Annotated in this window: 17 protein-coding genes; 7 read left to right on the forward strand and 10 right to left on the reverse strand. The window is 53.3% G+C overall.

Annotated elements, in window-relative coordinates; all coding sequences use genetic code 11:
* Positions 1–30: 30 nt before the first annotated feature.
* A complete protein-coding gene (gene maeB, locus AAIG39_RS15445; RefSeq protein WP_343194214.1) occupies positions 31–2,310 on the reverse strand; it encodes an NADP-dependent oxaloacetate-decarboxylating malate dehydrogenase in 2,280 nt (759 codons plus the stop codon).
* A 281-nt stretch (positions 2,311–2,591) separates the two neighbouring features.
* Between maeB and tal the strand changes: the two genes are divergently transcribed.
* On the forward strand, positions 2,592–3,542 hold the full coding sequence (gene tal / locus AAIG39_RS15450) for a transaldolase (protein ID WP_343194215.1): 951 nt from the start codon (positions 2,592–2,594) through the stop codon (positions 3,540–3,542).
* 20 nt (positions 3,543–3,562) lie between these two features.
* Positions 3,563–5,557 carry a transketolase gene (gene tkt / locus AAIG39_RS15455; protein WP_249569571.1) on the forward strand — a complete coding sequence of 665 codons (1,995 nt, stop codon included), beginning with the start codon at positions 3,563–3,565 and terminating at the stop codon, positions 5,555–5,557.
* Here the strand turns inward: tkt and AAIG39_RS15460 are convergent.
* The 3 genes from AAIG39_RS15460 to aegA all read right to left on the reverse strand — a co-directional run bounded on the left by AAIG39_RS15460 (position 5,547) and on the right by aegA (position 9,340).
* Positions 5,547–6,590, reverse strand: coding sequence for a DUF1176 domain-containing protein (locus AAIG39_RS15460; protein ID WP_343194216.1), 1,044 nt, complete (start codon positions 6,588–6,590; stop codon positions 5,547–5,549). The two genes, tkt and AAIG39_RS15460, sit on opposite strands and share 11 nt — an antisense overlap.
* 125 nt (positions 6,591–6,715) lie before the next feature.
* Entirely contained in the window at positions 6,716–7,291 is a 576-nt protein-coding gene (gene nudK, locus AAIG39_RS15465) for a GDP-mannose pyrophosphatase NudK (RefSeq protein ID WP_343194217.1), read from the reverse strand.
* Between the two features lie 69 nt (positions 7,292–7,360).
* Positions 7,361–9,340, reverse strand: a complete 1,980-nt coding sequence (gene aegA, locus AAIG39_RS15470) for a formate-dependent uric acid utilization protein AegA (RefSeq protein WP_343194218.1) — start codon at positions 9,338–9,340, stop codon at positions 7,361–7,363.
* 225 nt (positions 9,341–9,565) lie between these two features.
* Here aegA and narQ point away from each other — a divergent pair, with 225 nt between their 5' ends.
* Entirely contained in the window at positions 9,566–11,266 is a 1,701-nt protein-coding gene (gene narQ, locus AAIG39_RS15475) for a nitrate/nitrite two-component system sensor histidine kinase NarQ (protein WP_343194219.1), read from the forward strand.
* Between the two features lie 211 nt (positions 11,267–11,477).
* Positions 11,478–14,591: a multidrug efflux RND transporter permease AcrD gene (acrD, locus tag AAIG39_RS15480; protein ID WP_090086246.1), complete on the forward strand. Its 3,114-nt coding sequence runs from the start codon at positions 11,478–11,480 to the stop codon at positions 14,589–14,591.
* Positions 14,592–14,695: 104 nt separating this feature from the next.
* Here acrD and ypfM read toward each other — a convergent pair whose 3' ends face one another.
* The gene (ypfM, locus tag AAIG39_RS15485) at positions 14,696–14,755 is read right to left on the reverse strand and encodes a protein YpfM (protein ID WP_015572204.1); all 60 of its coding nucleotides are present in this window, start codon (positions 14,753–14,755) and stop codon (positions 14,696–14,698) included.
* 505 nt (positions 14,756–15,260) lie between these two features.
* On the opposite strand from ypfM, the gene AAIG39_RS15490 reads away from it, so the two are divergent.
* Genes AAIG39_RS15490 through AAIG39_RS15500 form a run of 3 tightly spaced genes read left to right on the forward strand, consistent with a single transcriptional unit; the run spans position 15,261 to position 16,959 of the window.
* A complete protein-coding gene (locus AAIG39_RS15490; RefSeq protein WP_090086244.1) occupies positions 15,261–15,617 on the forward strand; it encodes an ArsC family reductase in 357 nt (118 codons plus the stop codon).
* Positions 15,618–15,620: 3 nt separating this feature from the next.
* Positions 15,621–16,748: a succinyl-diaminopimelate desuccinylase gene (dapE, locus tag AAIG39_RS15495; RefSeq protein ID WP_090086242.1), complete on the forward strand. Its 1,128-nt coding sequence runs from the start codon at positions 15,621–15,623 to the stop codon at positions 16,746–16,748.
* A 13-nt stretch (positions 16,749–16,761) separates the two neighbouring features.
* Positions 16,762–16,959, forward strand: a complete 198-nt coding sequence (locus AAIG39_RS15500; protein ID WP_047369335.1) for a YpfN family protein — start codon at positions 16,762–16,764, stop codon at positions 16,957–16,959.
* 46 nt (positions 16,960–17,005) lie between these two features.
* Here AAIG39_RS15500 and ypfH read toward each other — a convergent pair whose 3' ends face one another.
* The 5 genes from ypfH to bamC all read right to left on the reverse strand — a co-directional run bounded on the left by ypfH (position 17,006) and on the right by bamC (position 22,652).
* Positions 17,006–17,701, reverse strand: a complete 696-nt coding sequence (gene ypfH, locus AAIG39_RS15505; protein WP_090086240.1) for an esterase — start codon at positions 17,699–17,701, stop codon at positions 17,006–17,008.
* 77 nt (positions 17,702–17,778) lie between these two features.
* Positions 17,779–19,788 carry a tRNA(Met) cytidine acetyltransferase TmcA gene (locus tag AAIG39_RS15510; protein ID WP_343194220.1) on the reverse strand — a complete coding sequence of 670 codons (2,010 nt, stop codon included), beginning with the start codon at positions 19,786–19,788 and terminating at the stop codon, positions 17,779–17,781.
* A gap of 22 nt (positions 19,789–19,810) precedes the next feature.
* On the reverse strand, positions 19,811–20,674 hold the full coding sequence (ypfJ, locus tag AAIG39_RS15515; protein ID WP_343194221.1) for a KPN_02809 family neutral zinc metallopeptidase: 864 nt from the start codon (positions 20,672–20,674) through the stop codon (positions 19,811–19,813).
* Between the two features lie 121 nt (positions 20,675–20,795).
* Entirely contained in the window at positions 20,796–21,509 is a 714-nt protein-coding gene (gene purC / locus AAIG39_RS15520; protein ID WP_047369331.1) for a phosphoribosylaminoimidazolesuccinocarboxamide synthase, read from the reverse strand.
* A gap of 108 nt (positions 21,510–21,617) precedes the next feature.
* The gene (gene bamC / locus AAIG39_RS15525) at positions 21,618–22,652 is read right to left on the reverse strand and encodes an outer membrane protein assembly factor BamC (protein ID WP_090086234.1); all 1,035 of its coding nucleotides are present in this window, start codon (positions 22,650–22,652) and stop codon (positions 21,618–21,620) included.

Here is a 22,652-nt window from a genome sequence, read left to right on the forward strand (position 1 = left end):
TACGCCGCATCCGGGGTCCCTGGCGCCTGTTTACAGCGGCTGCGTTTGTGCTTCTACCACCGCCAGCGCCACCATATTGACGATTCGCCTTACGGAGGCGATAGGCGTCAGTACATGGACTGGTTTCGATACCCCCATCAGCACCGGCCCCACCGTCACACCTTCGGAGCTGGATACCCGTAGTAAGTTGTAACTAATACGCGCCGCCTCGACGTTTGGCATAATGAGGATATTTGCTGAACCTTTCAGCGGACTGTCCGGCATACGTTCATGACGGATACTCTCCACCAGTGCGGCGTCCCCATGCATCTCACCGTCAATCATCAGTTCTGGCGCACGTTCACGTACCAGGTCGAGGGTTTCGCGCATTTTCAGCGCGGCAAGCGATTTCGACGAACCGAACTGCGAATGGGACAACAGCGCCACTTTAGGCTCAATACCAAAGCGGCGCACGGTTTCTGCCGCCAGCAAGGTAATTTCCGCCAGTTGTTCAGCGCTCGGGTCCTCGTTCACATAGGTATCAGCGATAAAGGTATTCCCGCTGGGCAGCAATAGCGCGTTCATCGCCCCGGCCGCATGTACGCCTTCGCGGTAGCCGAAGATCTCCTGCACGACGCTAAAGTGTTCGTGATAATCACCAATAGTGCCGCAGATCATCGCGTCCGCCTCACCGCGATGAACCATGATCGCGCCAATCACCGTGGTATCGCTGATCACCGCACGCTGCGCCTGTTCCTGAGTAATACCGCGCCGTTTCATGATGCTGAAATACTCGGTCCAGTACTCTTTGAAGCGAGGGTCCGATTCATTGTTGACGATTTCAAAGTCAACGTTGGGTCGAATTTGCAGCCCCAGTTTCTGGATACGCATTTCGATAACCCCCGGACGCCCCACCAGAATCGGTTTCGCCAGTCCAAGAGTAATCAGTTCCTGCGTCGCGTGCAGCACACGCGGCTCTTCCCCTTCTGTCAGCACAACGCGTTTTGGCTCTTTACGCGCCTGCGAAAAGATAGGCTTCATAAACAGGTTTGTTTTGTAAACAAACTCGGTGAGTTTATCGACATAGGCGTCAAAATCGGCGATCGGGCGGGTTGCGACGCCGGAATCCATTGCCGCTTTTGCCACGGCGGGGGCGATCTTAACAATCAAACGCGGATCAAACGGTTTCGGGATCAGATAATCCGGGCCAAAACTCAGATCCTGATCGCCATAGGCGGAGGCCACCACCTCACTCTGCTCGGCATGCGCCAGCTCGGCAATCGCATGCACTGCCGCCAGCTTCATCTCTTCGTTAATCGCCGTTGCACCCACATCCAGCGCACCACGGAAAATAAACGGGAAGCAGAGTACGTTGTTGACCTGGTTAGGGTAATCGGAACGACCGGTACAGATGATCGCATCCGGGCGAACCTCTTTCGCCAGCGGTGGCAGAATTTCCGGTTCCGGGTTCGCCAGCGCCAGAATCAACGGCTGACGCGCCATTTTTTTAACCATCTCCGACGTCAGCACTTTCGGCCCGGAGCAGCCGAGGAAAATATCCGCGCCATCAACCACATCTGCCAGCGTGCGTTTACCGTCATCTTCAACGGCATACGCCGCTTTGGTTTCCGCCATGTTGGCTTCACGGCCTTTGTAGATAACCCCTTTGGAGTCACATACCACAATATTGTGCTTCTGCATGCCCAGCGCCACCAGCAGGTTCATACAGGCGATTGCCGCCGCCCCTGCCCCGGAAACCACCATGCGTACGTCAGAGAGGTTTTTCTCCACCACACGCAGGCCGTTTAGAATAGCTGCGGTACTGATGATCGCCGTCCCGTGCTGGTCATCGTGAAAAACGGGAATGTTCATGCGTTCGCGCAGTTTCGCTTCAATATAGAAGCACTCTGGCGCTTTGATATCTTCCAGGTTGATGCCACCGAAGGTCGGCTCCAGCGCCGCCACCACATCGATCAGCTTGTCCGGATCCTGCTCGTCGACTTCGATATCAAAGACATCAATGCCAGCGAATTTCTTAAACAGAACGCCCTTTCCTTCCATCACCGGTTTCCCGGCGAGGGCGCCAATGTTCCCCAGCCCAAGTACGGCGGTGCCGTTTGAGACAACGGCAACCAGGTTGCCACGCGCCGTATATTTGTAGGCTGCCAGCGGATCTTTCTCGATTTCAAGACACGGCGCCGCAACACCCGGCGAGTAGGCCAGCGCCAGATCGCGCTGTGTGGCCAGGGGCTTCGTTGGCGACACCTGAATTTTCCCCGGATGGGGGAACTCGTGGAAATCGAGGGCACTTTGTTTGAGTTGGTCGTCCATTTGCTGTTCCTTTACGCGTATCTTTCAGATAATTGAAGCGTGATAACCGTCCTGATGCGCCGCCTAGTATGCCCTCAGCCGCACCTGCAAACTTTGAACACAACCAAACTCTGACCATGCCATAACAAAAATTACTATCAATTCATAACACCAATGTTACAACCCGTTGAAAGCAAGACACTCCTGGTCTGCTATGCTTTTTGGTTATGCACAACACGATTCCGACAACAACAGTCTCGAAGTCATTCATATAACACCTTGCTTTTTAAGGAGTATTTTTCATGAATTATTTAGACGGCATCAAACAATTCACTACCGTGGTAGCCGACAGCGGCGATATTGAGTCAATTCGACATTATCAACCCGAAGATGCCACCACGAACCCCTCGCTACTGCTGAAAGCAGCCGCGCTGGACCACTTTAAGCACTTGATTGAAGACGCTATTGTCTATGGCAAAAGCCATGGAAAAACCCAGGAACAGCAGGTAGCAGAAGCCTGTGACAAGCTGGCGGTTAATTTTGGTCAAGAAATTCTGAAAAGCATTCCCGGACGCGTCTCAACCGAAGTCGACGCCCGTCTCTCCTACGATAAAGAAAAAAGTATCGCCAAAGCCCGCAAGCTGGTTCAGCTCTATGAAGAGTTAGGTATTGATAAATCACGTATTCTTATCAAACTGGCTTCGACCTGGGAAGGCATCCGCGCGGCGGAAACCCTCGAAAAAGAGGGGATCAAGTGCAACCTGACGCTGCTGTTCTCCTTCGCCCAGGCCCGTGCCTGTGCCGAAGCCGGGGTGTTTTTAATCTCCCCCTTTGTGGGACGTATTTACGACTGGTATCAGCAACGTAAACCCATGGACCCTTACGTGGTGGATGAGGACCCCGGCGTGAAGTCCGTGCGAAATATCTACGATTATTTCAAACAACATCGCTACGAGACCATCGTAATGGGCGCAAGCTTCCGTCGTACGGAACAGGTGCTGGCGCTGGCAGGCTGCGACAGGCTGACCATCTCGCCTGATGTGCTCAAAGCCCTGCATGCTGAGGAAGGTACTGTTGAACGTAAACTGGTTCCGCCGTCGCAAACTTTCCCGCGCCCGGAACCCCTGACCGAAGCGCAGTTCCGCTGGGAACATAATCAGGACGCAATGGCGGTGGAGAAACTGTCGGACGGCATCCGCCAGTTCGCCGTTGACCAGCGCAAACTCGAAGATCTGATCGCCGCCAAATTTTAACCCTTAGCAAGGAGAGAGTTATGTCTCGTAAAGAGCTCGCCAATGCAATTCGCGCCCTGAGTATGGATGCAGTACAAAAAGCGAATTCCGGCCACCCTGGCGCACCGATGGGAATGGCGGATATTGCCGAAGTACTCTGGAACGATTTCTTAAAACATAATCCGACAGACCCGACCTGGTACGATCGCGACCGCTTTATTCTGTCTAACGGCCACGCCTCCATGCTGCTCTACAGCCTGTTGCACTTAAGCGGTTATGACCTGTCGCTGGATGAGTTAAAAAACTTCCGTCAGTTGCATTCGAAAACCCCGGGTCACCCGGAGATTGGCTATACGCCAGGTGTCGAAACCACCACCGGTCCGCTGGGACAGGGGCTGGCGAATGCTGTCGGGCTGGCGATTGCCGAACGTACTCTCGCCGCACAGTTCAACCGTCCTGATCATGAGATTGTCGACCACTACACCTACGTCTTTATGGGCGATGGTTGTCTTATGGAGGGGATTTCCCATGAAGTCAGCTCACTGGCGGGCACGCTGGGGCTGGGCAAACTGATCGGTTTTTACGATCACAACGGTATCTCAATCGATGGCGAAACCGAAGGCTGGTTTACCGATGATACGGCTAAACGTTTCGAGGCCTATCACTGGCATGTGGTACATGAAATCGACGGTCACGATCCTGAGGCCGTGAAAAAGGCCATTCTGGAAGCACAAAGCGTTAAGGATAAACCGTCACTGATTATCTGCCGCACGGTCATCGGTTTCGGTTCCCCTAATAAAGCGGGGAAAGAGGAATCCCATGGGGCTGCTCTTGGTGAAGAGGAAGTGGCGTTAACCCGTCAGAAACTGGGCTGGAAATACCCGGCATTTGAGATCCCAAAAGAGATCTATAAAGCCTGGGACGCGCGTGAAAGCGGCGAAAAAGCGCAGCAGGCGTGGAAAGAGAAATTTGCGGCCTATGAAAAGGCCTATCCGGATTTGGCTGCGGAATTTACACGTCGCCTGAGCGGCGGCTTGCCAGAAAACTGGGAACAAACCACGCAGGCATATATTGAGAAGCTACAGGCGGAACCGGCAAAAATCGCCACCCGTAAAGCGTCACAAAATGCCCTGAATACGATTGGTCCGGTGCTGCCGGAACTGCTCGGTGGTTCCGCCGACCTTGCCCCCAGTAATCTGACCATCTGGTCGGGCTCGCAGTCATTAAAAGAAGATCCCGCCGGGAATTACATCCACTATGGCGTGCGTGAATTCGGCATGACCGCGATCGCCAACGGTATTGCCCATCATGGCGGCTTTGTGCCCTACACCGCCACCTTCCTGATGTTTGTGGAGTATGCGCGCAACGCGGCACGTATGGCGGCGCTGATGAAAGCCCGACAAATCATGGTCTATACCCATGACTCTATTGGTCTGGGGGAAGATGGTCCCACTCACCAGGCGGTGGAACAACTGGCCAGCCTGCGCCTGACACCGAATTTCAGCACCTGGCGACCTTGTGACCAGGTGGAAGCCGCGGTTGGCTGGAAACTGGCGGTAGAACGTCATACTGGCCCGACGGCATTAATTCTTTCCCGACAAAACCTGACGCAAATGGACAGGACGCCAGAACAAGTGAAGGCTATTGCCAGAGGCGGTTATATCCTGAAAGACGCCGAGGGTACGCCGGATATCATTCTGATTGCCACCGGTTCTGAGGTTGAAATCACGGTAAAAGCAGCGGAAAAACTGACTCAGGAGGGGCATAAAGTCCGCGTGGTATCACTGCCTTCAACCGATATTTTTGATGCTCAGGATGAGCAATACCGCGAGTCGGTTCTGCCTTCTGAGGTAAGCGCACGCGTCGCCGTCGAAGCCGGTATTGCCGACTACTGGTACAAATATGTCGGGCTGAAAGGCGCAATTGTCGGCATGACAGGCTACGGTGAATCCGCACCTGCCGATAAGCTCTTCCCGTACTTCGGTTTCACCGTTGAGAATGTGGTCGAAAAAGCCAAACGCGTACTTAACGCGTGATCCACAGGGTGGGCCAGGCATCTGGCCCATGCCAGTTATCACATTCCGGCTCTTCGGCGTAACGCGTCAGGCGAAAGCGCTGGCCATCAAAACGCCAGCGCGTCATTACACCGCAATCAACTAACCCGCGTCCTTTGGCAAGCGTAGTCAATTCGCGGGTTTTCTCATCAAATCTGGCGTTCATCAATTCCAGTTCATTTGTCCCGCGCGAAGGGGTAAACGGCAGGTGCAGACGTAGCGGACGTGAAGAGAACGGTTTTTCCCGCGATACCATCCAGGCTAAATCCACCGTGTTATAGGCGCCTGCTTCACAATCAATAATCAACAAGGCTTTATCATCCGTTAACGCAGTGACCCGAACTTCCCGGCGCATAGGATCAAGCGAGCACTGGCTATTATTCATTCGCCAGTTGCCATAATCGAGTAAGTCATTGAGTTCTTGCTGCGTCAAGGGTGAGGGGCTGGAGGCAGTCAGTGCAACTTCTTTAAGGGCCGGGGCCGGTGGTACGCTCAGCGGGGGATCGTCCCCTTTTTTAATCCACGCCGTTTCGCTACCGACGCGTTTTTGCTGGGCGTCGATAAACAGCAATGCCGCTTTTAACCCAACCAGGGAAATTGTCCCCTTCCCGTCTTGCAGAGTGATCGCCTGGGCTTCCTGGATGGTTTGCAAAAAGTCCGTAATCGTCTCTGCGTTATCGGTCTTTAAATGCCACGGAGTGATTTGCCAGCGTTGGGCGGCAAGCGCAAGCGGCTTACCATCCAGGCGCAGACGCGGCGCAATTGGCGCTTCTTTTAAGGAGGGAAGTTCTTTGCCGCCCAGATCAATGCGCAGAGCGGCGCTGGTTTGCGCCCCGGCGCTGCGCCCCAGAGTCATCACAAGACCATGATGCTCGACTGTGTTTCTGGCAACGCAGAAATTTTGATTATTACAGGTTACTTGCCAGTCGGAAAAAGCCTGCTGTGCGGGTGCAGCCCACAGAAACGTTATCGGGCACACACCCAGAATGAAAGCAAGCAAAACGCGGTAACGCATGAACAAAACAGCCCCGGAAGAGAATCGCAACACACAACCTGCGTATCTTCATGTTCCCGCGTCTGTCGCTCAATCGGATTTGTCGGATAGATTTATCTAAAATTTATTTTTTAACCCTAATAAAATCAATCCATTAGGCCAGAAGAGTGCAAATATTGCAGTAAAATCACCGCCTTGCCATCTCGTATCTCGCCGCTTTTCATCATTTCAAGAGCCAGTGCAAAGGGGAGTTCAAGTACCTCAATGTCTTCATCTTCCACGCCGCCGCCGCTATTGGCCCGGATGCTGTCATCATAGCGAGCGATAAAGAAATGTACGATTTCGGTGACGCCACCAGGAGACATATAGAGTTCAAATACTTTGCGAACCTCACTCACCGCATATCCCGTCTCTTCAACGGCCTCTTTGCGAATACAGACTTCCGGTTCATCGTCGTCCAGCAGGCCGGCGCAGGTTTCAATCAAACGGCCATCTTCGTTACCGTTAACCCAGGTTGCGACACGGAACTGGCGAATGAGGACCACGCTCTTTTTATCCGGGTTATACAGCAGGATCGTGGCGCCATTTCCCCTGTCATAAACTTCGCGTTTATGGCGGATCACGTCACCATTTTTGCGGGTCAAATCGTAGGTAATATTGCGAAGAATAAAATAGTTATCTGAAAGGACTTTATCTTTAATGACTTTAATGTTGAACGACATACCGACTCCACAGCGTAATACGGTCACTCTCATATTACGCTGCGAAGTCTGTTTTGTCGCGACGGGTAATCAGTGACCTTGCGGCGCTTTAACACCCAGCCAGTCCATCATCCCCTGTGCAGCATGGCGGCCTTCTGCCATTGCCGTCACCACTAAATCAGCACCGCGAACCGCATCGCCACCGGCGAAGATTTTCGGATTGGTGGTCTGGTAACGGTAGGCGCTGTTGACATTAGCCGCGATACGCCCCCAGTCATCGACCTGTACGCCGTGCGTTTCCAGCCACGGCATGGAGTGCGGATTGAAACCAAACGCCATAATGACGGCATCTGCTGGCATTACAAATTCACTGCCTTCGATCGGCACCGGACGGCGACGTCCCTTAGCATCCGCTTCACCCAACTGCGTTCGCAGCAGACGAACCCCCGTGACCTTGCCCGATTCATCCAGCTCAAGGTTGACCGGCTGGACGTTAAACTCGAACTCAGCCCCCTCTTCCCTGGCGTTTTTTACCTCTTTTTTCGAACCCGGCATATTGGCTTCATCGCGACGGTAGGCGCAGGTCACTTTGCTGGCTCCATGACGCAGCGATGTACGTACGCAATCCATCGCCGTATCGCCGCCACCCAGCACCACCACATTCAACCCGGCGGTATTGATAAATGGCTCCTCAGGCGAATCTGGTAGTCCCATCAGGTGCTTAGTGTTGGCGATGAGGAACGGCAGCGCGTCATAGACACCAGGCGCATCTTCATTCGGTAAATTCGCTTTCATCGACCGGTACGTACCGACGCCGACAAATACGGCGTCATACTCATCAAGTAAGGTCGCCAGGGTAATATCCCGACCAATTTCACAGTTGAGTTCAAAGCGAATGCCCATCGCACTGAAAATTTCCCGACGGCGTGCAAGCAGTGATTTATCGAGTTTGAAAGCCGGGATACCGAAAGTCAGCAGACCACCGATTTCCGGGTGGCGATCAAACACAGTGGCGTTCACGCCGTTACGCGCCAGCACATCCGCACAGGCAAGCCCGGCAGGCCCCGCGCCAATGATCGCAATGCGTTTATCTACCGCAGCCACATGCTTAAGATCAGGCCGCCAGCCTTTTGCCAGCGCCTGGTCGGAAATATAGCGTTCAATATTGCCGATAGTGACCGAACCGTAATCGTCACGAACGGTACAGGCCCCCTCGCACAGACGATCCTGCGGGCAGACGCGCCCGGTGACTTCGGGCAGGCAGTTGGTCTGATGGGATAACTCAACAGCCGCCGTGATATCTCCGGCTTTTACATGTTCAATCCACTGGGGAATATGATTGTGCAGCGGGCAGGTCCATTCACAAACGCTGTGCTCACCGCATTTCAGACAGCGCTCCGCTTCCCGCTGCGCCTGATCGGTACGGAATGGCAGATAGATTTCAGCAAAACCGGTTTTGCGAGCCGCCAGCGCCAGCTTATCGGGTTCACCACGCGGCGGCGTTTTGAGCATCTGTTTGACCTTGCGATCGTTAAATGCCGGGACCAGGGCCGCCATACTGTGCCACGGCTGTGCTTCCTGGCTGGCCGCGCGTAAACGGCGCGTTTTCGCGAGGTCCGCCAGATCATGACGACTTATCACCTGAATGGCCTGTGCCGGGCAATTTTGTGCGCAGGCGGGCCCTTCGGCGCGATCAACACAGAGGTCACATTTGTGTGCTGTGGCCTTTACCATGCCATTCCCGACCGGGGTGACGAGGATTTGCATGGTGCCGAAGGGGCACGCCACCGCACAGGATTTACAACCGATGCATTTATCCTGGTTAACTTGCACCGAATCATTTACACGACTAATTGCGCCGTTCGGACAACTGCGGGCACAGGGGGCGGCTTCACAATGATGACATGTTACCGCGCTGCGCTGGCGTTTATTCTTTACGACCGTAATTCGGGGATGAAAATGTTCGTGACTTAAAACGTGCTGTTCCTGATTATGCGCCATTACACACGCCACTTCACAGGCTCGACACCCTATACATTGCTGGCTGTTAGCCATAATAAAACGATTCATGGCAACCTTCTTTTCTGGTTTAATAAACCTTATTTTTAATATGACCAATGTATTTACCTGGGCTATTCGGCGCAGGCAATGTACATTTGCCCAGAAGCGTTACTTAATTGTCACGGGCATGTTGCAGATCAATTTATCGTGGCATAAATAAAAATTTTTCTCATTTGATGAGCCGCCCGGCGATGCCACTTCGTCCGACACACTTGGATAGCGGGAACTGCTGTTGTGACTGTAAAACGACCTGTTTCATCCAGCCTTGCCAGAGCCTTTTTTTATATCGTCCTGCTTTCGCTACTCTCAACGGGAGCGGCGTTATTGACGCTTGCCAGCAGCCTTCGCGACGCAGAAGCCGTCAATATTGCCGGTTCTCTGCGTATGCAAAGCTATCGCCTGGGATATGACCTGGAACGTGGCGCCGCAGAATTAAATGCCCATCGCCAAATCTATCGGCAATCACTGAACTCACCGGTATTACGCAAGTTAAACCACTGGTATGTGCCTGATATTGTTGGGCAACGCTATGCGCAATTGCAGGAAAGCTGGCAGGAGATGGATGAGCGATTAAGCGCAGGAGACACCGCATGGTATCAGCATAATATTCAGCAATATGTCGATAACATCGACCAGTTTGTTCTGGCGTTGCAACACTATTCGGAACGAAAAATGTTGCTGGTGCTGGGTATTTCGCTCATGGGTGCAATGGGGATCTTCTTGCTGGTCTTTTTTACGCTACGCCGTATTCGCCAGCAGGTAGTAAAACCGCTTACGCAACTGATGGTGGCAAGCCAGGAGATTCAGCAAGGGCATTTTACTTATCCATTACTTAATACCCATCTGGATAACGAACTGGGGCTCCTTGCATCCACTTTTGACCGAATGTCTGGTGAATTGCACAAACTCTACCGCACACTAGAAGCACAGGTCGCAGAAAAGACGCATGACCTGCAGGAAGCCCATCAACGCCTCGAAGTCTTGTATCAATGTTCGCAGGCGCTAAATACCAGCCAGATCGACGTGATGTGTTTTCGTCACATTCTGCAAATAGTCTACGAGCACGAAGCGGCAAGCTATCTGGAATTAACGATGGGCGATCACTGGTCTATTCATCACGGCGAGGCGCAGGAAGACCTTCCGCTTAACGCGTTACCGGTCGGCATGCAGGACAACATTTTTGGCGAATTACGCTGGCAAAGCGTCAATGTTCAGGCCTCTATGCCATTACTGCAAAGCGTAGCTACTATTATGGGGCGCGGGTTCTATTTTAATCAGGCGCAAAAACAGCAGCAGCAACTGATGTTGATGGAAGAACGTGCCACCATCGCCATGGAACTTCATGATTCCCTTGCACAGGTGCTTTCTTACCTGCGTATTCAACTGGCATTGCTCAAACGAGCGGTGCCCACGGAAAACGCGCCCGCCCAGACCATCATCGCCGATTTTTCACGTGCCCTGAACGATGCCTGGCGTCAACTGCGGGAATTATTGGCGGCCTTCCGCCTGACGGTATCCAAAAGCGATCTGCCCGCCGTACTGAATGAAGCAATGGAACTCCTGCAGAGCCAGACCACTGCGAAGCTCGAACTTGATTGCCGCCTGCCAACGCTTATGCTGGATGCCCAACAGCAGGTCAACATCCTGCAGATAGTGCGCGAGGCGGTTATCAACGCGATTAAGCATGCAGATGCCACTACCATTACCGTTAGTTGCGTTACTGACCCGGACGGTCAGTATTCGGTTTATATACGCGACAACGGCAAGGGAATCGACAGTACTGATGAGCCTCAGGGACACTACGGACTGAACATAATGCGCGAGCGAGCGAGCCGCCTTGGTGGCACATTGACCTTTACGCGCCCGCCCGGCGGTGGGACATTAGTCGAGCTTCGGTTCCCGGCACCACGCAGTCTTAAAAGTCAGCAAACGTAAGGAAAAGAAAAGAATTCCAGAAATGGAAGAGGCAAAACGGGGATGAAAGGTACTCTGCATAATTGTGCCTTGAAAAAGAATGATAATTTACATTTTCTCCTTTTTTTCTCCACGTTTGCTTTATCTCTTCCCGCTACATTGAGCACACACTCATTGATTCCAGCAATGTCAAAATAACAATGCGCAGCAAAACAACGAGGTCTTGTTTCTGATGGCGAATTTTTTTATTGATCGCCCCATTTTTGCGTGGGTACTGGCGATCCTGATCTGTTTGACCGGAACCCTTGCCATTATTTCTCTGCCGGTAGAGCAATACCCTAACCTGGCCCCGCCTAATGTCCGTATTACCGCAAACTACCCAGGCGCTTCAGCCCAGACGCTGGAAAACACCGTAACGCAGGTTATCGAACAGAACATGACCGGCCTCGATAATCTGATGTATATGTCATCACAGAGTAGTAGCGCCGGGCAGGCCACGATTACACTCAGTTTCACCGCCGGCACAGACCCCGATGAGGCCGTGCAGCAGGTACAAAACCAGCTGCAATCTGCCCTGCGTAAGCTACCTCAGGCAGTGCAGAACCAGGGGGTGACGGTACGAAAAACCGGAGATACCAACATCCTGACGCTGGCGTTTGTCTCCACCGACGGCTCGATGGATAAACAAGATATCGCTGACTATGTCGCCAGTAATATTCAGGATCCCATAAGCCGTGTGAATGGTGTTGGCGATATCGACGCCTACGGTTCGCAGTATGCTATGCGTATCTGGCTCGATCCAGCGAAGCTTAACAGCTACCAGATGACCACCGACGATGTGACCAGCGCGATTAAATCCCAGAACGCCCAGGTCGCTGTTGGTCAGCTTGGCGGATCACCATCGGTAGACCGTCAGGCGCTGAACGCCTCGATTAACTCACAATCGCTACTCCAGACACCGCAGCAGTTTCGTAATATCACGTTGCGGGTCAATCAGGATGGTTCAGAAGTCCGCCTTGGCGATGTCGCAGAGGTTGAACTGGGCGCGGAGAAGTATGACTTCCTGAGCCGCTTTAACGGTCTCGCCGCCTCCGGACTTGGGATTAAGCTGGCCTCCGGTGCGAATGAGATGGCGACCTCGGAATTAGTGCTGAAACGGCTGGATGAACTGTCGCAATATTTTCCGCATGGCCTGGAATACCGTGTCGCCTACGAGACAACCTCTTTCGTTAAAGAATCTATCATCGACGTAGTGAAAACGCTGCTTGAAGCTATCGCGCTGGTCTTCCTCGTGATGTATCTGTTTTTGCAGAATTTCCGCGCGACGCTCATTCCTACCATTGCCGTCCCGGTGGTGTTGATGGGGACATTCGCCGTTCTCTACGGCTTTGGCTATAGCATCAATACCCTCACCATGTTTGCGATGGTCCTCGCCATCGGCCTGTTAGTGGATGATGCAATTGTGGTGGTGGAAAACGTTGAACGTATCATGAGCGAGGAAGGCCTTTCGCCCAGGGAAGCGACACGAAAATCGATGGGGCAAATCCAGGGTGCTCTGGTGGGCATCGCAATGGTTCTTTCGGCGGTATTTGTCCCCATGGCGTTCTTCGGTGGTACCACCGGGGCGATTTATCGTCAGTTCTCCATTACTATCGTTTCAGCCATGGTGCTATCGGTACTGGTGGCGATGATCCTCACGCCCGCCCTGTGTGCCACGCTGCTAAAACCTTTGCATAAAGGCGAGCACCATGGGGAAAAAGGTTTCTTCGGCGCCTTTAACCGCATGTTTAACCGCAATGCCGATCGTTACGAAAATGGCGTAGCGAAAATTCTGCATCGTAGCCTGCGCTGGATCCTGCTCTACGTTTTTTTGCTGGGCGCAATGGTGTTTTTATTCCTGCGCCTGCCAACGTCTTTTTTACCGCTTGAAGATCGTGGGATGTTTCTGGCATCCATCCAATTGCCAAGCGGCGCAACGCAGCAGCAGACACTCAAGGTGGTGCAAAAGGTTGAAGATTACTTCTTCAGACACGAGAAGGACAATGTCGCCTCCGTGTTCGCCACCGTCGGTTCAGGCCCTGGTGGTAACGGCCAGAACGTCGCACGTATGTTTGTACGCCTGAAAGACTGGGATGAACGCGATCCAAAAACAGGAAGCTCCTTTGCCATCATTGAACGTGCCACCAAAGCGTTTCGCGATATCAAGGAGGCCCGTGTCATTGCCAGTAGCCCTCCGGCAATCAGTGGGCTGGGCAGCTCTGCTGGTTTCGATATGGAATTGCAGGATCACGCCGGGGCCGGGCACGACGCGCTGATGGCGGCGCGCGACAAACTGATTCAAATGACCGACAGCAATAAGATGCTGACTCGCGTGCGTCACAACGGCCTCGATGACAGCCCGCAATTACAGGTAGATATTGATCAACGTAAAGCGCAGGCGTTGGGGGTTTCAATTGATGATATCAATGACACGCTGCAAACCGCCTGGGGTTCGAGTTATGTGAATGACTTTATGGACCGCGGCCGCGTGAAGAAAGTCTACGTCCAGTCAGCAGCAAAATACCGCATGCTGCCGGGTGACATTAACCTCTGGTATGTACGCAACAGCAGCGGCGGTATGGTGCCCTTCTCTGCCTTTGCTTCGTCACACTGGGAAACCGGCTCTCCGCGTCTGGAACGCTACAACGGCTATGCGGCAGTAGAGATTGTGGGTGAAGCGGCACCAGGCATCAGTACCGGTACGGCCATGGATACCATGGAAAAACTGGTTAGCCAGATTCCCGGAGGCTTCGGTCTGGAGTGGACGGCAATGTCCTACCAGGAGCGTTTATCAGGCTCACAGGCACCGGCGCTTTATGCTATCTCTCTGCTGGTGGTATTCCTCTGTCTGGCCGCGCTGTATGAAAGCTGGTCAGTGCCCTTCTCGGTGATGCTGGTCGTGCCGCTCGGGGTCATTGGTGCTCTGCTCGCCACCTGGATGCGTGGGCTGGAAAATGACGTCTACTTTCAGGTGGGTCTGTTGACGGTTATCGGACTGTCGGCGAAGAACGCCATCCTGATTGTCGAGTTCGCCAACGAAATGAACCAGAAAGGTCAGGATCTGCTTTCTGCCACACTGCATGCCTGCCGTCAGCGTCTGCGCCCTATCCTGATGACCTCTCTGGCCTTCGTCTTTGGCGTTTTGCCAATGGCAACCAGTACAGGCGCAGGCTCCGGTAGCCAGCATGCAGTGGGCACCGGGGTAATGGGCGGGATGATTTCAGCAACCGTGCTGGCTATCTTCTTTGTTCCTCTGTTCTTTGTGCTGGTCAGACGGCGCTTCCCGCTGAAAGAACGTCAGGAATAATGATCAAATAAAAAGGCGACCTGATGAGGTCGCCTTTTACTGCGTGATTAATTTCACACTTTTATCGTTTTAAGCAATCACTGCTTTTATGATTCCTCTGGAAATTATTTACGAAGCATGCCTTCGATAAAGTCTTTCCAGTTCCCCAGTTCACGTTCAATCATAACTACCTCTCTTATTATTATGCGTATTCTACGAGAACCCGACATCGCTGTGAAGATATTTCAGCCAATTACTTTGATTGGCCTCTCATAGTATTTGCATCGACGAAATAACTATGCACCAATATTCGGCTATTTAATGTGAGCAATAGCAACATTCAGAAACATTTCGCCTCACCCCTGATGTACGCTGGGCCACAGCGTCATTACGCTGTAGTCAGAATGTATCTCTGGAGTAGCCAATTAGATGATTTTTTGCCATCAGGTGAATTTTTTGTTTATTTAACCACCTGGTTAGGCTTTCGGATGAGATCATTTTTACGATATTAATTATCACCCTTAGTATTTCTTCAAACTAGTACATATTGCTGATGGCAAACCCTGGCGGCTAAATTTAATAACCGGAAGTATGATTACCCTGCGAATGAAATGATATTATATGTTTCTTCGCCCAACATTATTCTAATTTATTGGGCAATTAACCAAAGATAAGACAAAAGGATTCACTATGCTCACTCTGTTTGGCATCAAAAATTGCGACACCATCAAAAAAGCCCGTCGCTGGCTGGAAGCGCATCAGGTCGATTATCGGTTCCATGACTACCGCGCAGACGGCCTTGATGCCGATCTATTGCAGCAATTTATTGCAGAACTGGGGTGGGAAGCGTTGCTGAATACCCGGGGGACCACCTGGCGCAAACTGGATGAATCGCTGCGCGCAACCATTACAAACGCGGATTCCGCAGCCGCGCTGATGTTAGAAATGCCGGCAATTATCAAACGCCCATTGCTCTGCGCGCCCGGTAAGCCTATGCTGCTGGGTTTCAATGAATCCAGTTATGAGACGTTTATCAACGAGGTGTAGTTTATGTCGTGCCCGGTTATTGAGCTGACGCAACAGCTTATTCGTCGCCCTTCTCTGAGCCCCGATGACGCAGGGTGTCAGGCGTTAATGATCGAACGTCTTCGCGCCATCGGTTTTACCATTGAGCCGATGAATTTTGGCGACACACTGAATTTCTGGGCATGGCGTGGACAAGGTGAAACGCTGGCCTTCGCCGGACACACTGACGTTGTGCCTTCCGGTGATGCAGACCGCTGGATCAATCCACCGTTTGAACCGACCATCCGCGATGGCATGCTGTTTGGTCGCGGCGCGGCCGACATGAAAGGCTCACTGGCGGCCATGGTTGTCGCCGCTGAACGTTTTGTTGCGACTCACCCAAATCACAAAGGCCGTCTGGCGTTTCTCATCACGTCTGATGAAGAGGCCAGCGCTGCAAACGGCACGGTGAAAGTGGTTGAAGCCTTAATGGCGCGCAACGAGCGCCTGGACTACTGTCTGGTGGGCGAACCATCCAGTACCGAAGTGGTGGGCGATGTGGTCAAAAATGGCCGTCGCGGGTCGCTGACCTGTAACTTAACCATTCACGGGGTGCAGGGCCATGTCGCCTATCCGCATCTGGCCGATAACCCGGTACATCGCGCGGCGCCGATGCTCAATGAGCTGGTGGCGATCGAATGGGATCAGGGGAATGAATATTTTCCGCCGACCAGCATGCAGGTCGCGAATATTCAGGCAGGCACCGGCAGCAACAACGTAATTCCGGGCGATCTTTACCTGCAGTTTAATTTCCGCTTTAGCACCGAGCTTACCGATGCGATGATCAAAGAACGCGTTGCCGCACTGCTGGAGAAGCATCAGTTACGCTACACCATTGACTGGTGGCTTTCTGGTCAGCCTTTCCTTACCGGTCGCGGCAAGCTGGTGGATGCGGTGGTTAACGCCGTTGAGCACTATAATGAGATTAAACCGCAGCTGTTAACCACTGGCGGTACATCAGATGGTCGCTTTATTGCGCGTATGGGTGCACAGGTCGTGGAACTGGGGCCGGTTAACGCTACTATTCATAAAATCAATGAATGTGTGAACGCTGCCGATTTACAGCTGCTCGCGCGTATGTATCAACGCATTATGGAACAACTCATCGCCTGACGGGGAGGGACGCATGGACTGGCTAGCGAAATACTGGTGGATTCTGGTGCTGGTTTTTTTACTCGGCGTACTGCTGAATGTGATCAAAGATCTCAAACGTGTCGATCACAAAAAATTTCTCGCCAACAAACCCGATCTACCGCCGCATCGTGATTTTAACGATAAGTGGGATGATGAGGACGACTGGCCAAAAAAAGACCAGAAAAAGTAACCCCGCCTGATCTGCCCGGCCGCAGTGCGCGCCGGGCATGTTTTAATTAGATCAATTCAATAATGTCATCATCGTCCGGTTTACCGCCGCTCAGCGCTTCATCAAAATAGTGCTTAGGTACGGTATAACGCAGATGGTCGAGGGCGAACTGTAAACTACGATCGTCTATCGCATGCCCTAAATCCTCAACAATATCGAGCGTCACATCGCCGCCTGCACGCAGTAGCGCTTCCTGAGCGGCAACCGCATGCGCCAAATCAATAACACGGTCTTCACCACCGTGAATCAGGTGGATAGTCGATGCCGTCGAGGCCGTTTGCGGCAGGCTGGCGTAGCGACCATTAAAAGCGATTACGCGGGATGCCAAATCGGGCTGCGCTTTAACCCCTTCCAGTGCCATGATGGAGCCTTGCGAGAAACCAATCAGGGCGGTGGCCAGTGCGCTGACGCCGCTTTGCTGTTGCCAGTAGCGAACCGTTTCAATAAATACCGGCATGATGGCATCAATACGCGCCTGACGATTCTCTTCGGTAACACCCTGCACAGAGAACCACTGACGTCCGGTCGGTCCACAGGGTTCTGTCCCCCCGACGCTGACAATCATCGCTTCCGGAAACAGCGGCGCGAAGTAGCGGGCTATCTGCCCCATGTTCGCCGGGTTATCGCCAACGCCATGAAAGAACAGCAATAATTGTTTCGCGGCGCTTTCCGGTTGTTGAACAACAAAATGGTCATGTTTCATGGCGGTCTCCTTAATTCGTTGCCTGCAGTTTACGCCGGGGAGGAATAATCACCATGCCATTTAACTGAATGAGTTAGTTAAAAAAATTGCAGTTGGCGAACCTGCTCTTTCAGCAAAATTGTCTGCTCAGGGTCGAGTAAAGACAGCGCCGAAGCGGCCTCCTGGCGCTGCGTTACAAGTAAGGCTTTACGCCCCGAAAGGCCCCGTACACGACAGATATCTGCCTCACTGCGCTTCTCAGTAAGCTGCATCCGTAATGCGTTGAGGGGCAAATCAACCTGCACCAGCAATCGTTGCAACGCCCCTGTTGCCGAAGAAAGCGGGCGATGGGCAAACGCAAACCCGGCCAGCTCCAGCCAGTCATCATCATTAAGGGTAGTCTGTGGATTGACGGCCAGCGGTAACTTTTCCCCTCTCCAGGCATCAAGCCAGGGTAAATCCCGCGCCAGTCTGCGCTGCTCATTGTCTACCAGTGCCTGCCCTGCTGCCGTCAGCGGTAGCAGGGCCATGGCGGTATAGCAGCCACTGCTGGCCTCCCGATGGCTGCCAAGTCTGACAAGGTGGAAGCCGCATCGCTGCCAGAAATCCCACAGCGCGGCCGTGTAGCCGAAACTCACCGAGAGATAATCACAACCCGTCACATGCTGACGGGCATGCGCAATTAATGCCTGCCCCAGCCCTTCCCGCTGACGTGACGGATGGACCGCAATACGGCTCACGCGTAAGCCGCGCAACGTCGCCGCAAGCGGACTGCCACCGTGGGCTGCCAGCGACTGCGCCACCAGATTACCGCGAGGACGACGAAATCCCGCCCAGACCGCCCGACTGAGTCCGGCGGACAATCCCCCCTCTTCCACCAGCCAGAGCGCTGCCAGTAATGCACCAGGGGTTTTCGTGAGCCAGAAATGTTGCCCCGGCGCATCCATCATACGACGCAAATCCAGAGGAGAGGTGCGGTAATGGGCGCTGGTAAGCAGGCGATAGAGCGCCGCCGGAAGCGAGGGTTGCGTAGACCACGCAGATTGTTCGAGCGAAAGGGTCGTCGCCTCGCCCACCGGTTGCGCCAGCGCCGACGCATCGTCAAACAACAATACCGTGCTGATAAACGCTTCCAGTGGACAGCCTTCTGCCCAGCGCAGTGGTGTATGCAACTCGCGATGAATGAGATGAGGAAAACCAGCACAGAATTTCAGTAAGAAGCCCTGCCCGGTACCTTCGTAACCCTGTACCGTGGTGGTTAACAATACATAACGGAAAGCTGAAACGAGCGTTGTCAGCAGCGGCCCAGGAATGGCCGCCGCCTCATCGACAATTAACCAGTCGGCCAGAGGCTGACCATGGATAATGTGTGCCAGTAAGGCATCCGGAGCCATAAAATTAATCTCTCCGGCATAGGATGCCAGTACATCGGTTGCAGCACGCCCCGGCGCGGTAACGATGGCCTGCGTCGCCAGACGCGCAAGATGCATACCCGCCAGTGCTGATTTCCCTCGCCCGCGCGGTGCCGTCACTACCATAACGCCTGGCGGCATAGCGGCAAGTTCAGCCAGAACCTCCGCCTGTTCCCGTTCGGGTGCGCCTGTCGCTGCGTGCCAGGCAGGACGCGCAGAAAACGCAGGCAAAGAGAATGAATATGAGTGTGACCAGAGAATGACATTTTCGTCCTGGCGCAGTGCCCGACAAAAGTGTTCAACAAAGCGCGGTGTGGCAATCGGCTCGGCGGTATCACTCCAGCGACAACTGTCGTTATCAGGCCGTTGCGCCCATGCATCCAGCGGCGGTGTAAGCAAGACCAGAAAACTGCCCGGTTTCAGCGTACCACTGAGCGCTGCCAGCGCGGCGACATCAAAACCGTAACGGGCATCCAGCACGGCATGGGTGAATTCGCGGCCAAGCAGTGTGGTTAGCGCCCGCGGCGCGCAGTGGAGAGGCCAGTCGGTTGCTTCACCCACCCACAGCCAGTCGCCGGGTAATAAAACCCGAAGATCATTAGCCTGCTGCAGACACACCTCATCCTCATCCGCGATAACCAGCAAACGTCGGATCCCCTCGTCTGCCATGCGGGCGCATAAGGCTGCTAATGACATTCACATGTCCTGGCTTGCAATATCACAGCTTACCGCTAAACGTATCGCACTGAGCCGGTTCGCCGCTGTCCATTCCGCGTTTGAACCAGTTATAACGCTGTTCAGAGGTGCCATGTGTGAACGTATCGGGGATAACCAGCCCCTGGCTGCGTTTCTGTAAGCGATCGTCACCCATTGCGGTGGCCGCATTCAACGCCTCTTCCAGATCGCCTGCATCTAACACGCCTTGCTGCTCCATGCTGTGTCCCCAGACCCCGGCGTAGCAATCGGCTTGCAATTCCAGACGTACCGATAACGCATTGGCCTCGGTTTGCGACGCGTTTTGCTGGAGCTGGCGTACCTTAGCCTCAGTACCGAGTAATTTTTGCACGTGATGTCCGACTTCATGAGCAATAACATATCCCTGAGCGAAATCACCGTTCGCCCCAAGTTTGTGCTTCATGTCGTCATAAAAGGAGAGATCAATATAGACTTTACTGTCGGCAGGGCAATAAAACGGCCCCATGACGGATTGCCCGGTACCGCAGCCTGTTGTAATCCGGTTACGGTACATAACCAGTTTGGGTTGCTGATAATGGCGCCCCATTTTTTCAAAAAGCTGTCCCCAGGTGTCTTCGGTCGTCGCAAAGATAACACTGGTGAATTTCGCCGCTTCATCTTCTTGCGGGCTGATGGAGCGCTGCTGAGAACTGGTATTAACCGGTTCCCCGGTGATTAGGCCCGTTAAATCCACGCCGTAGTAACTGGCGAAAATCACAATCACCAACAGAATAATGCCGCCCTTACCGCCCGGCAGGCGAAATCCTGGCCCCCGAATAACGGGTCCACCCGATTCATCGCGCCGATCTTCAATATTGTTACTTTCACGACGCCCTTGCCAGCGCATAACCACCTCATTATCTAACGTATTAATAATGATCGTAGGCGGTTGCGGGGAGGATTACCATAAGAAAAAGAGGCGGGAACCAGAGGATGCGGACACCCTCTGGCTTACAACGTATTATCGCTTAGTCGAGTTTAACACCCAGACGATGGGCAACGGCTTCGTATGCTTCAATCACGCCGCCCAGACTCTGACGGAAACGGTCTTTGTCCATTTTTGCCAGCGTTTCTTTATCCCACAGACGGCTACCGTCCGGAGAGAACTCATCGCCCAGAACCACTTCGCCTTTGAACAGACCGAACTCCAGTTTGAAGTCGACCAGGATCAGGCCTGCGTCATCAAACAGTTTTTTCAACACATCGTTCGCTTTGTAAGTAAGCTCTTTCATGCGCGCCAGGTTCTCTTTGCTCACCCAGCCAAACGTTTCGCAGTAGGACTCGTTTACCATCGGGTCATGCATGGCATCGTTTTTCAGGAACAGATCGAATAACGGCGGGTTCAGTTCGATCCCCTCTTCAATCCCTAAACGTTTTACCAGCGAACCCGCAGCACGGTTACGCACCACACACTCTACCGGTACCATGTCCAGCTTTTTCACCAGGCATTCGGTATCGGACAACAACGCTTCCATCTGAGTCGGGATGCCCGCTTCTGCCAGTTTGCTCATAATGAAATGGTTGAATTTGTTGTTAACCATGCCTTTACGCTCGAACTGCTCGATACGCGCGCCGTCCCCTGCTGACGTATCATTGCGGAATTCGAGCACCAACAGGTCCGGGTTTTCCGTGCTGTATACGGTCTTCGCTTTGCCACGATACAACTCAGCTTGCTTTTGCATCTTTGTCACTCCAGGTGTGATGATTTAACTAAAAAAAGCTATTTTACACCGACGCACACGTTTGCGTCAGCCAAATAAAAAAAGGCCGGAAATTTCCGGCCCTTATTCTTACTTGTTAAACGCGGCCTCAAACGCTGCCACCAGGGCATCGTTTTGCGACTGGGTTAACGTATGTCCTTTCGGGTCGATAAACTGGAGGCTACTGCGGTTATCCAGATCACCTACCTGCAGTTTGTAGTCGCCAGACGCCAGGCCCGGGTCACGCGCGCCCAGATCGCGCCATGCGCTATCGGACAGCGGTTTATAGGTTACCGCAACGCTGCCGGTAGAGCGCGTGCTGTCGGTCACCTTCATGCCCACTTTTTCCAGCACTGTCGGCAGACGCTGCCATACGATGTTGAACGGACCGCGCACCACCAGCATCGGCAGACCGGTATCATCCGCACCAGACTGAACATCAAGCGACTTCACGCTGCGGTTTTCGGCAGCTGCCTGTGCGTCAGTGGATGTTTTATCCAGGCTCTGGGAGATAACGTTCAGCATTTCCGTACTGTAACGCTGTAACGATGCGCTATCTGCAACCGGCTTACCCGCCTGCTCCAGGTTTACGAGTTTAACGGTCACCGCCTGCTGATAACCCTGCGGTTTCACCGAGATTTGATAACGGCCACGATACTGCTGATCTTCATCGAGGCGGTTCCAGTCAACCCAGTCAGTCGTTAAGGTCTGGCTGGCGTCGTCACGCTTCGCGATGGCGTAGTTTTTCGCCTGAATAATGCTGACAACCTGCGGCCACAGGTTTGTGTTGCGGCCATTTTCAACCAACAGGGTTGCCGTATCGCCAGTAAACTGAGTGCGCGCACCCGTTACCAGCGCCAGCGGCTGTGCCGGCGGACGAATATCCAGCTCTTTACCCACAGCACCACTGCCGTTAGTGGCAGGAATGTTATATTCGCCATTCTGCACCGGCAGGATCATGCCAGCAGGCGCATGAAGTTCCGCAAGCGGCGCGGCATCCAGATAGGACTCGTCACCACTGACCTGACGTTTGTAGCGTGAATCCGAACTGCAGGCAGCGAGTAACATCACAAATGAAACTCCCGCCACCTTCGCCAGGCGCGACTTCTGTACTGAGTAAGCCAT

The sequence above is a fragment of the Phytobacter palmae genome (assembly GCF_039409775.1).
Classification (GTDB): domain Bacteria; phylum Pseudomonadota; class Gammaproteobacteria; order Enterobacterales; family Enterobacteriaceae; genus Phytobacter; species Phytobacter palmae.